This window comes from Streptomyces sp. NPDC004658, assembly GCF_040609555.1.
In the GTDB taxonomy this organism is placed as follows: domain Bacteria; phylum Actinomycetota; class Actinomycetes; order Streptomycetales; family Streptomycetaceae; genus Streptomyces.
The window spans coordinates 1-10,812 of sequence record NZ_JBEXKG010000030.1; the positions used below are offsets into that span (position 1 = coordinate 1).

General features: G+C 74.0%; 11 protein-coding genes. 5 read left to right on the forward strand and 6 right to left on the reverse strand.

The window, feature by feature from the left end; translation table 11 throughout:
• On the reverse strand, positions 1 to 693 hold a 693-nt coding region (locus tag ABZV94_RS13610), incomplete at its 3' end, for a DUF2510 domain-containing protein (RefSeq protein WP_356340403.1).
• Between the two features lie 233 nt (positions 694 to 926).
• Between ABZV94_RS13610 and ABZV94_RS13615 the strand changes: the two genes are divergently transcribed.
• On the forward strand, positions 927 to 1,340 hold the full coding sequence (locus ABZV94_RS13615; RefSeq protein ID WP_356340404.1) for an SsgA family sporulation/cell division regulator: 414 nt from the start codon (positions 927 to 929) through the stop codon (positions 1,338 to 1,340).
• A 17-nt stretch (positions 1,341 to 1,357) separates the two neighbouring features.
• Here the strand turns inward: ABZV94_RS13615 and ABZV94_RS13620 are convergent, their stop codons facing one another.
• Positions 1,358 to 2,764: an FAD-linked oxidase C-terminal domain-containing protein gene (locus tag ABZV94_RS13620; protein ID WP_356340406.1), complete on the reverse strand. Its 1,407-nt coding sequence runs from the start codon at positions 2,762 to 2,764 to the stop codon at positions 1,358 to 1,360.
• Between the two features lie 92 nt (positions 2,765 to 2,856).
• Between ABZV94_RS13620 and ABZV94_RS13625 the strand changes: the two genes are divergently transcribed.
• Positions 2,857 to 4,329 carry a tetratricopeptide repeat protein gene (locus ABZV94_RS13625; protein WP_356340407.1) on the forward strand — a complete coding sequence of 491 codons (1,473 nt, stop codon included), beginning with the start codon at positions 2,857 to 2,859 and terminating at the stop codon, positions 4,327 to 4,329.
• A gap of 9 nt (positions 4,330 to 4,338) precedes the next feature.
• Here ABZV94_RS13625 and hppD read toward each other — a convergent pair whose 3' ends face one another.
• A complete protein-coding gene (hppD, locus tag ABZV94_RS13630) occupies positions 4,339 to 5,487 on the reverse strand; it encodes a 4-hydroxyphenylpyruvate dioxygenase (protein WP_356340408.1) in 1,149 nt (382 codons plus the stop codon).
• 122 nt (positions 5,488 to 5,609) lie between these two features.
• Between hppD and ABZV94_RS13635 the strand changes: the two genes are divergently transcribed.
• The 3 genes from ABZV94_RS13635 to ABZV94_RS13645 all read left to right on the forward strand — a co-directional run bounded on the left by ABZV94_RS13635 (position 5,610) and on the right by ABZV94_RS13645 (position 7,847).
• On the forward strand, positions 5,610 to 6,089 hold the full coding sequence (locus tag ABZV94_RS13635) for an Lrp/AsnC family transcriptional regulator (protein ID WP_356340410.1): 480 nt from the start codon (positions 5,610 to 5,612) through the stop codon (positions 6,087 to 6,089).
• A gap of 229 nt (positions 6,090 to 6,318) precedes the next feature.
• A complete protein-coding gene (locus ABZV94_RS13640) occupies positions 6,319 to 6,858 on the forward strand; it encodes a hypothetical protein (RefSeq protein ID WP_356340411.1) in 540 nt (179 codons plus the stop codon).
• A gap of 212 nt (positions 6,859 to 7,070) precedes the next feature.
• Positions 7,071 to 7,847 carry an XRE family transcriptional regulator gene (locus ABZV94_RS13645; RefSeq protein ID WP_356340412.1) on the forward strand — a complete coding sequence of 259 codons (777 nt, stop codon included), beginning with the start codon at positions 7,071 to 7,073 and terminating at the stop codon, positions 7,845 to 7,847.
• A 91-nt stretch (positions 7,848 to 7,938) separates the two neighbouring features.
• Here ABZV94_RS13645 and ABZV94_RS13650 read toward each other — a convergent pair whose 3' ends face one another.
• The 3 genes from ABZV94_RS13650 to ABZV94_RS13660 form a co-directional block, all read right to left on the reverse strand.
• A complete protein-coding gene (locus ABZV94_RS13650) occupies positions 7,939 to 8,730 on the reverse strand; it encodes a S16 family serine protease (RefSeq protein WP_356340413.1) in 792 nt (263 codons plus the stop codon).
• Positions 8,731 to 8,904: 174 nt separating this feature from the next.
• Positions 8,905 to 10,017 carry an o-succinylbenzoate synthase gene (gene menC / locus ABZV94_RS13655; protein WP_356340415.1) on the reverse strand — a complete coding sequence of 371 codons (1,113 nt, stop codon included), beginning with the start codon at positions 10,015 to 10,017 and terminating at the stop codon, positions 8,905 to 8,907.
• Positions 10,014 to 10,763: a chorismate synthase gene (locus ABZV94_RS13660; protein WP_356340416.1), complete on the reverse strand. Its 750-nt coding sequence runs from the start codon at positions 10,761 to 10,763 to the stop codon at positions 10,014 to 10,016. Before ABZV94_RS13660 ends, menC begins: the two co-directional genes overlap by 4 nt.
• Between the last annotated feature and the right edge of the window lie 49 nt (positions 10,764 to 10,812).

Sequence of the window (10,812 nt, forward strand, 5' to 3'; positions counted from 1 at the left end):
CCAGCTGGTCACCGCGGAGCTGGAGGCCTCCGGCGTCGAGGTCGACAAGGGGGCGGCGGCCTTTCCGGCGCCGAAGCCGGAGTTCGCGGGCGCGCCGACCGGGCCCTGCGTGCCGAAGGCGGCCGGGCCGCTGTCGGTGCCGGACGGGACCGGGCGGAAGGTCATCGTGCCGTCGTCGGGGCGGTCGGCCGCCGCCGGGCCGGGGATCGGGCGGCGGAAGATGAAGGTGCCGGGGTCGTGGGGGTCGTCCTCCGTCGGCGGGATCGCCGCGGTGCCGTCGGTCCGGGCGGTGGCACGGCCGTCGGGGGCGAGGGGGGCTTCGGCGGGCACCCGGGGGTCGGCGCCCCAGGATTCACCCGGCCGGCCCGGCGCACCCGGCCCGCCCCAGTGCGCGCCCTGCGCCGGCTGCGCGCCCTGCCCGCCCTGCCGCCCCGGCTGACCCGCACCGCCCGGCCGCTCCCCGTCCGGCGGGTCCTCGTCGAAGAAGTGCGGACCCGTCTCCTCCACGGACGGGGACGCCGGGCGGGCACCGGGGGGCGGGGTGAGCGGTTCGCCGTTCTTCGGCGCCGGGCGGCTCGTGCCGGGCACCCAGGAGGCGCCGTTCCAGTAACGGACGTAGCCGGGGATGGACGGGTCCGGGTAGTAGCCCTCGCGGGGCCGGTCGTCGCCTGGGGCCGGGGTTGGGGCGCTCATGTCCGTCGTCCCGTATCTGCTCGGGGGTGGGATGGGGGCCTCCACATCTATCAGACCCGGGCACCCCCCACCGCCAGTCCCGCGGGACCCACCCCTTTCCGGGCAACGCCGTACCGGAACGCCACGGGCTCACGAAAGAAATTCCTACGAAGGCGCGTAATGGCCCGGCCCCTTCGGCCTCTCCCCCCATGCGGGCCCGTCCGTGGGCCCCGACGCGAGAGGAGACGCAGGTCATGCAGCACACCGTGGTGGAGCGCGAGCTGGAGATGAGGCTCATCCTGTCACCGGAGCGCGGTGTCCCGGTGCCGGCGCGGCTCGGCTACCGCTCCGACGACCCCTTCGCCGTCCACATCACCTTCCACATCAACTCGGCGCACCCCGTCGACTGGACGTTCGCCCGCGACCTGCTGGTGGAGGGGGTGTTCCGGCCGTGCGGGCACGGGGACGTGCGGGTGTGGCCGACGAAGGCGGACGGGCGCAGTGTCGTGCTGATGGCGCTGAGTTCGCCGGACGGCGACGCGCTGCTGGAGGCGCCCGCCCCGCAGGTGTCGGCCTGGCTGGAGCGGACGCTGCGGGCGGTGCCGCCGGGCTCGGAGGGCCGGCGGCTGGGCATCGACGACGCGCTCGACCAGCTGCTCGCCCGGTGAACGGCCCCCGGGAAGGGTCAGAACAGCTTGCCCGGGTTCAGGATGCCCAGCGGGTCGAAGACCTGCTTCACCGCCCGCTGCATCTCCACCCCGACCGGGCCGATCTCCCGGGCCAGCCACTCCTTCTTCAGCACGCCGACGCCGTGTTCGCCGGTGATGGTGCCGCCCAGCTCCAGGCCGAGGGCCATGATCTCGTCGAAGGACTCGCGGGCCCGGCGGGCCTCCTCGGCGTCGCGGGCGTCGAAGCAGACGGTGGGGTGCGTGTTGCCGTCGCCGGCGTGCGCGCAGACCCCGATCGTCAGGTCGTACCGGGCGGCGATCCGCTGCACGCCCTCCAGCATGGCGCCGAGCCGCGAGCGGGGCACGCACACGTCGTCGATCATCGTCGTGCCCTTCACCGCCTCCAGCGCGGTCAGCGAGAGCCGCCGGCCCTGCAGCAGCAGCTCGGACTCGGCCGCGTCCTCGGCCGGGACGACCTGTGTCGCGCCGGCGGCCTCGCACAGGGCGCCCACGGCGGCGAGGTCGACGGCCGGGTCCGGGGTGTCGAACGCGGCGAGGAGCAGCGCCTCGGTGGTCTCGGGCAGTCCCATGTGGGCGAGGTCGTTGACCGCCTTGACCGTCGTACGGTCCATGAGTTCGAGGAGGGACGGCACATGACCGCCCTCCATGATCCGGCAGACGGCGTCGCAGGCCGCCGCCGCGGAGGCGAACTCGGCGGCCAGCACCAGCTGTCGGGGCGGCTTGGGCCTCAGCGCGAGCACCGCCCGGACGACGATGCCGAGCGAGCCCTCGGAGCCGACGAAGAGCCGGGTGAGGTCGTAGCCCGCGACCCCCTTCGCCGTGCGCCGGCCGGTGGACATCAGGCGGCCGTCGGCGAGGACGACGTCCAGGCCGAGGACGTATTCGGCGGTCACGCCGTACTTGACGCAGCACAGGCCGCCGGAGGCCGTGCCGATGTTGCCGCCGATGGTGCACATCTCCCAGCTGGAGGGGTCCGGCGGGTAGTACAGGCCGTGCTCCTCGACGGCGCGGGACAGGGCCGCGTTGACCACTCCCGGTTCGACGACGGCGATCCGGTCGACGGGGCTGATCTCCAGGATGCGGTCCATCTTGGTGAGGGACAGCGCGATGCAGCCCTCGGTGGCGTTGGCTCCGCCGGACAGCCCGGTGCGGGCGCCCTGCGGGACGACCGGGACCCGCAGCTCGGTGGCCGTGCGCATCACGTGCTGGACCTGCTCGACGGTGCGCGGGAGGACGACGACGGCGGGGCTGCCCGCCGGGCAGAAGCTCGCCATGTCGTGGGCGTAGGAGGCCGTGACGTCGGGGTCGGTCAGGACGGCCTCGGGCGGCAGGCCGGCCAGGAGCCGGTCGGTGAGGTTACCGGTGCGCTCGTCGCGCGGTGCTTCGATACGGCTCATGATCACAGCCTGTCACTCGCGGCCATCGGTGTGAACCCCGCCCGCGCCGCCCTTGGGCCACGCGGATGTGCTCGTCGTATTGACGCACAGTGAGCGCCATGGACAACCGACAGAGCGTGGGTACGTCCCTGGTCCCGGAGCCGCCGGCGCCGCGCCGGCCCCGGCGGGCGCTGCGGCGGGTGCTGGTCGCCTCGCTGGCGGGCGGTGTCGTGGCGGGCACGGTGCTGATGCTGCTGCCGCACGAGCGGCGGCAGGGGCCGGCCGCGCCGCCCGCAGCCGGTCCGCAGGCGCGGCCCCCGGAGCAGGTGCCGGCGCTGACGACGGTGACCTACGGGGTGCCGGCCGCGCTGCCCGGGCTGACCGCGCTCATCGGGCGGCAGGAGCAGCGGGTGCGGGCGCAGCCGGGGGACGCGCGGGCGTGGGCGGTGCTGGGGTCGGCGTACGTGGAGCGGGGGCGCCGGGCGGGTGACGCGGCCGACTTCCCGAAGGCCGAGCGGGCGCTGCGGACCTCGCTGGAGGTGCGCGGCGGCCGGAACACCGAGGCGCTGGGCGGCCTGGCCGCGCTGGCGCTGGCGCGCCGCGACTTCCCGGCGGCGAAGGACTACGGCGAGCAGGCGCTGAAGGCCGCGCCGAAGCGGTGGCAGGCGTATCCGCCGCTGATCGACGCGTACACCGGGCTCGGCGACTACGAGAAGGCCCGCTCCGCCCTGGACAAGCTGCTGGCGCTGCGCACCGACCCGGAGGCGCGGCCGGCCGTGATGGCGCGGGCCTCGGCGGTGTACCGGGACCGGGGCTGGCGCGAGGACGCGGTGGCCCAGCTGACCGACGCGGCGGCCGCCGCCCGCACCCCGGCGGAGCAGGCCGCGTGGCTGACCGGGCTGGGGCAGCTGGCGTGGGAGCGCGGGGACCTCGCGGACGCGCTGCGGCACTTCGAGGCCGCGCTGCGGCTGGATCCCGACCAGCGGGCGGCACCGGCCGGTCGGGCGCGGACGCTGGCCGCGCTGGGGCGCACCGCGCAGGCGCTGGCCGCGTACCGGGCCGCCGTCGCCAAGCGGCCGGACCCCGCGGACCTGCTGGAACTGGGCGAGCTGTACGAGTCGCTGGGGCAGCCCGGCCCCGCCGAGGACCAGTACGCGCGGATGAAGGCGGCGGTACGGCGGGCGGTGTCCGGCGGGGTGGACGAGGAGCTGCTGATCGGGCGGTTCGAGGCGGACCACGCCGACCCGTGGGACGCGGTGGAGCGGTTGCGGGAGGAGTGGCGGCGGCAGCCGGGGATCGAGGTGGCCGACGCGCTGGGCTGGGCGCTGCACCGGGCCGGCGAGGACCAGGAGGCGCTGACCTACGCGACCACCGCGACGGACAAGGCGAAGGGGGGCGGGGTGCGCAGCGCCCTGTACGCGTTCCACCGGGGCGTGATCGAGGCCGAACTGGAGCGGTACGGCCCCGCGCGGCGGCATCTGGAGGAGGCTCTGCGCATCAACCCGTACTTCTCGCCGCTGAAGGCGCCGGTGGCGCGGGAGACGCTGCGGGAGCTGGGCGACGTACCCGACGAGCCGCCGCCCAGCGAGTAGGGCACCGTGTTACAGGTTGCCCCGCTTGGCCTGCTCGCGTTCGATCGCCTCGAACAGCGCCTTGAAGTTGCCCTTGCCGAAGCCCATGGAGCCGTGCCGCTCGATGAGTTCGAAGAACACGGTCGGGCGGTCCTGGACCGGCTTGGTGAAGATCTGCAGCAGGTAGCCGTCCTCGTCGCGGTCGGCCAGGATCTTCAGCTCGCGCAGGGTCTCGATGGGCACGCGGGTGTCGCCGACCCACTCGCCGAGGGTGTCGTAGTAGGAGTCGGGGGTGTCGAGGAACTCGACGCCGGCCGCGCGCATGGTGCGGACCGTCTGCACGATGTCGTTGGTGTTGAGCGCGATGTGCTGGACGCCCGCGCCGCCGTAGAACTCCAGGTACTCGTCGATCTGGGACTTCTTCTTGGCGATGGCGGGCTCGTTGATCGGGAACTTCACCTTGAGGGTGCCGTCCGCGACCACCTTCGACATCAGCGCGCTGTACTCGGTGGCGATGTCGTCGCCCACGAACTCCTTCATGTTCGTGAAGCCCATGACCTTGTTGTAGAAGCCCACCCATTCGTTCATCCGGCCGAGTTCGACGTTGCCGACGCAGTGGTCGACGGCCTGGAAGACGCGGTGGGCGGGCGGCTCGACGATCGGCTGGGCGGCGGTGTAGCCGGGGAGGTAGGGGCCGTCGTAGCCGGTGCGCTCGACCAGGGTGTGCCGGGTCTCGCCGTAGGTGGCGATGGCGGCGAGGACGACCGTGCCGTGCTCGTCCTTCAGCTCGTACGGCTCGGCGACGCTCCTCGCGCCCTGCTCGACGGCGTACGCGTAGGCGGCGCGCGCGTCCGGGACCTCGATGGCCAGGTCGATGACGCCGTCGCCGTGCGCGGCCACGTGCTGGGCGAGGAAGTGGCCCCAGGCGCTGCTCGGCTTGATCACGGAGGTGAGGACGAAGCGGGCGGAGCCGCTCTCCAGCACGTAACTGGCGGTCTCGCGGCTGCCATTCTCCGGTCCGGAGTAGGCGACCAGCCGCATGCCGAAGGCGGTGGAGTAGTAGTGCGCCGCCTGCTTGGCGTTGCCCACGGCGAAGACGACCGCGTCCATTCCCTTGACCGGGAAGGGGTCGTCCTGCCGGGCGGTCGTGTCGGGAGTGAGGTCTGTGGTCTGCGTCATAGCGGAAGGGTGGCTCTGCTCTGCAAGGTGCGCAATAGTTCGCGTATTCGCTGGGCAATATGACCAGCGGTACGGCCGTCTCGGCGGTCTTTCTGTACAGGATGACCATCTCAGGGGGTCCCGTGGCGATCGATCACCTCGACGGGCGCATCATCGTGCTGCTGGCCCGGGAACCGCGCATCGGGGTGCTGGAGATGTCCCGGCGGCTGGGCGTGGCGCGCGGGACCGTGCAGGCGCGCCTGGACCGGCTCCAGTCGAACGGAGTCATCCGCGGCTTCGGTCCGCAGGTGGACCCGGCGGCCCTCGGCTACCCGGTCACCGCGTTCGCCACCCTCCAGATCCGGCAGGGCCAGGGCGCCGACGTACGGGCCCACCTCGCGACCGTGCCGGAGGTGCTGGAGCTGCTGACCACCACCGGCAGCGGGGACATGCTGTGCCGGCTGGTGGCCCGCTCGAACGCCGACCTCCAACGGGTGATCGACCGGGTCGTCGGCTTCGACGGCATCGTCCGGGCCTCCACGGCGATCGTCATGGAGAACCCCGTGCCGCTGCGGATCATCCCACTGGTGGAGCAGGCCGCCGCGGACGCCGACCGGACGTAGGGGACGCCGGCCTGATCCGAACGAGAGGCCCTGGGACGCCGTCGCCGCGTCGGCGCGCCGGGGCGGTGCTCGGCACCGCCGGCGCACCGTCCCCCGCGCCCCGCCCGTTCCCGGGGACGTCCCCGGTGTCCCACGGGACGCGGGAACGGCATTCTGACGGCTCGTCACGGAAACGCTGGCTGTCGTGATCACGGTGCGTGGTCACGAGAACGACAGCCCGGAGGTTTCCATGATCCGACGGACCCTGCAGAGCGGCCTGCTGGCCGCGGTCGCGGTGCTCGCCATCCTGCCCACGGCGGCCGGTGCCGCCCCGGCGGGCGGCACCACCCCGTACCCCACCGCCACCGCCGGCGTGCGGCACACCCTCCCCTCGCTGCTGCCCGCTCCGACCCGGCACCAGTCGGCGAAGCGCCACACCGTCCGCCACCACCGCAGCGTCCACCGCGTGCACCACGCCGGGCGCCGCCTCCACTCGGCGCACCGCACCCACCGGCTCCGCCGCGTCATCGTGCAGACCTCGTCGTACCGGCGCGGCATCCCCGCCGTGGGCCGCGTGGTCACGCACCGCCTCACGCTGAACGTCCGCTCCGGCCCGGGCACCGGTTACCGGGTGGTCGGCCACCGGCACCACCACCGGCTCGTGGCCCTCACCTGCAAGCGCTACGGCACCGGGGTGTTCGGCAACCACACGTGGTACCGGCTGTCCCACCACCGGGGCTACGTCTCCGCCCGTTACGTCAGGGTCGGCGCCACGCTCCCGTGGTGCTGACGGTCCCCCACCGCCGTACCCCCTGAACCACCGCCCACCCCGACCGTCGCGGCCTGTTCGAGGACCACGCGTCCCCGAACAGGCCTTCGACGCGCTCATGTGCCTCACCCTCCTCACACCTCACCGAGTGTTGCAACCGCCTTCCCCTCGGGAAGCCATTCCGGCATCAAGGGCGAAGCGCCCATAGCGGAAAAGGAGTCGAGGGACGCACCATGCCCCACCCCGAAAAACCGACCGCGCCCGACGAACCGTTGCTGGTCAGACTGCGGGAACTGAAGGACGGTACGGGGCTGAGCCTGGCGGCGCTGGCAGCGCGCACCCCGTACAGCAAGTCCGCCTGGCACCGCTATCTGACCGGTGCCCAGCGGCCACCGCGACCGGCCGTGGAGGCGCTCACCCGGCTGGCCCGCGTCGATCCCGACGCGGTACTGGCCCTGTGGGAGGCCACCGAGCACACCGCCGACGGGCCGTCGCCCGCGAGCACCCAGGACGGGACCGGGCCCCGGCTCTCGGGCGGGCGGCGATGGCTGCCCCTGTGTGTGCTCGCGCTGGCCGGGGTGACGGCCGTGGCGGGCGCCGCCGTCGCCGCGCACGACCAGAGCGGTTCGACCGGTACGCCGGTCGTGATGGCGGTCCCGCACTGCCACAGGCCTTCCTGCCGGGGCGAGTTGCCCGACGCGACCACCTGCGCACGCGACGCGCGGACCACCAGCACCGTCACCGACCCCGCCTACACCGTCCGGCTGCGCTACTCCCCGGCCTGCGGTACCGCCTGGTCGGAGGTGCGGGTGCGCTCCCCGCACGCCCGCGAGGTCTCGGTACGCGCGGGCCGGGACGTCCTCTCCACGACCTACCCGGCCGACGACACCACCGGCTACACGAGCCCGATGCTCTCCGTACGCTCCCCCCGGGGCGTCGAGGCCTGCGCGGAGGTGGCCGAACAACTGGCCTGCACCGGCATGGACGTACCGGATCCGGACGAGGGCTGATCCCCTGCCCGGGGGCGGGCGGCGGTCCGCCCGCCGAGCCGTCGGCCGGCACCGCCCGAGTACGGCAGGCGGCGGGCGGCCGGAGTCCCCCCTAGCAGCTCGGGACCGGGCCCTTGCCGCTCTCCAGCGCCACCAGGGAGTCGACCGCGCCCTTGAGCGTGGTCACCGGGACCAGGCGCAGTCCCTTCGGCAGCTCCGCCTTCGCGTCGGCGCACTCCGCCTTCGGCACCAGGAAGACGGTGGCCCCGTCCCGGCGCGCGGCCTGGGTCTTCAGAGCCACCCCGCCGACCGCGCCGACCTGGCCGGCCGCGTCGATCGTGCCCGTACCGGCGATGACGCGGCCTCCCGTGAGGTCGCCGCCGCGGCCGTCGCCGTTCAGCTTGTCGATGATGCCCAGGGAGAACAGCAGCCCGGCGCTGGGGCCGCCCACGTCGGCGAGCCGCAGCGTGACCTTGACCTTGCCGGCGCCGAGCCCCAGGTACTTCAGCGCCGCCTGCGTCGCCGCGTCCTGGGACTGCCGCATCTGTGCCTCGTTGTGCTGCTCGATCTCCTTGACGGTGTCGCCGCTCGGGTAGACCGAGTCGCGCGGCAGCACCGCGCGGTCGGTGCGGAACCAGCTGTCGACCACGTCACCGAGCGCGACATGGGCGTCCGGGCCGGTCGCCTCGATCGTGGTCATCCGCAGCTGCCCGCTGGTCCGGCGGGTCTCCGCCCCCGACACCGTGATCACCGGGGTGCCCTGGTTCCGCCCGAGCACGTTCGCCGTCATGCCGGGCTGCGCCACCGAGAACGGCAGCGGCGCGAAGGCGGCCGTGGCGAGCAGGGCCACGACGGGCAGCGCGCAGACGGCGAGGGCCTGGGGGCGTGTGAGACGTGAGAGCACGAGCTCAATCTAACGTGACCGGCACGAGCCCCTTCTGCCGCGTACGGGTCAGGTCATGCCGCGGGCGAGCCCCGCCGTGCCATGCACGGACCGCCCCGTGCCAGGCCCCGCCACCCCGTGTACGGGCCCCGGCCAAGCCACGTACACGCCCCGCCACCCCGCGGACAGGCCACGTCAAGCCGTGTACAGGTCCCGTCGTGCCCGCGTGAACCGGCGCAGCGCGTCCGGCAGGGGGGTGACGCCGATGCCGGGGCCGTCGGGGACGGGCAGATGGCCGTCCGCGTCGAGGACGAACGGCTCCGTGATGTCCTCCGCGAAGTAGCGGCTGGACGCCGAGGTGTCCCCGGGCAGGGTGAAGCCGGGCAGCGCGGCCAGGGCGAGGTTGGGCGCGCGTCCGATGCCGGTCTCCAGCATGCCGCCGCACCACACCGGCACCCCGTGCGCGTGGGCCACGTCGTGGACCCGGCGGGCCTCCAGGTAGCCGCCGACCCGGGCGGGCTTGACGTTGACCACCCGGCAGGCGTCCAGCGCGATGGCGGACGCGGTGTCCCGGGCGTGGTGCAGGGACTCGTCCAGGCAGACCGGGGTCCGCAGCCGCTTCTGGAGCTGCGCGTGGGCGTACAGGTTGTTCTCCTCCAGCGGCTCCTCGATGAGCAGCAGCCCGAACGCGTCCAGCCGGCGCAGGTGCTCGGCGTCGGCGAGGGTGTAGGCGGTGTTGGCGTCCACCTGGAGGGGGAGGTCGTCACCGAAGCGCTCGCGGACCGCCCGCACCGGCTCGACGTCCCAGCCCGGCTCGATCTTCAGCTTGATGCGGACGTACCCCTCGGCGAGGTAGCGCTCGACGTCGTCCAGCAGCTCGGGCACCGCGTTCTTGATGCCGACGGAGACCCCGGCGGGCACCCGGTCCCGCACCGCGCCGAGGTAGGTCGCGAGCGACATGCCGTGACCGCGCAGCTCGGCGTCGAGCACGGCCGTCTCCAGGGCCGCCTTCGCCAGCTCGTGGCCCTTGATCTTCGCCAGGGCGGGGGCCAGCGCGGCCGTGGTGAGGTGCGGGAGCGCGGCCACGCGGGGCAGCAGGAAGTCGCGCAGCACGATCTCGGCGCCGGCGACGAACTCCGAGCAGTACAGCGGCTCGGGGTCGGCGGCGAACTCCGACCAGCCCTCGGCCGAGTCGGTGACGACGCGCAGCAGGAAGGTGTCCTTCGCCGTCATGGTCCCGAAGGACGTGCGGAACGGGGTGACCAGCGGGATCGCCACATGGACGATCTCCACGCGCTCCAGCTTCACGCGGCGCCCTCCGTCCCGGTCAGCGTGTACCAGCCGTCGCGGGACATCCCGGTGGCCCGGAACCCCTCCACGAAGGCCTCCAGGAACACCTCGCGCACGGCGTGCCGCCAGCGCAGCGCCAGGGCCGGATCGGCGGCGCGCAGCTTGACGACGTCGTCCGGGACCCGGCACCACACGTGCCGTCCGGCGCGCCGGACCAGCGGGCCGCCGTCGGGGGCGCTCCGCAGGACGGGCCCGTGCGGCTCGGTGTCGTACGGCGTTCCCTCCGCCGTCAGGTCCCAGGTGACCGTCAGCCGGTCGCTCTCGTCGCCGTCGTTCACCCCGTCGGTCATGGGGCCGTAGAAGTCGACCAGGTACTCGGTGCCGACGGCACCCAGCTTGACCAGGTTGAAGCGGGCGTTGCGGCCGACCAGCGGGTCGAAGGTCCAGCGCATGGTGCGGGCGCCGAGGGCGACGGCCCAGTCCCGCTGGGCCAGCTTCAGGCGGTGTCCGAGGCCGCGCTCGGCGGCGGCCACCAGCGAGTACGTGCTCCGGTCCGGGCCGGGCACGGCGACGGCCGCCCCGGCGAGCCGCCGCCCGTCGTGGACGGCGTGCACCGCGCCGCCGGCGTGGACCAGGCTGTGCAGCACCTCCGCCGGGTAGGGCGGGGCGGTGCGGGGCGTCCGCCAGACGTCGCTGAAATGGTCGGCGACGGCCGCGAGCCCGGCGACGTCGTGGACGGTGCGGATGGTGGCTCCTCCTGTCATGGGACGAGTCTCGGAGGCGACGGCGGCGCAGGTGTTGTGCGAGCGGCCA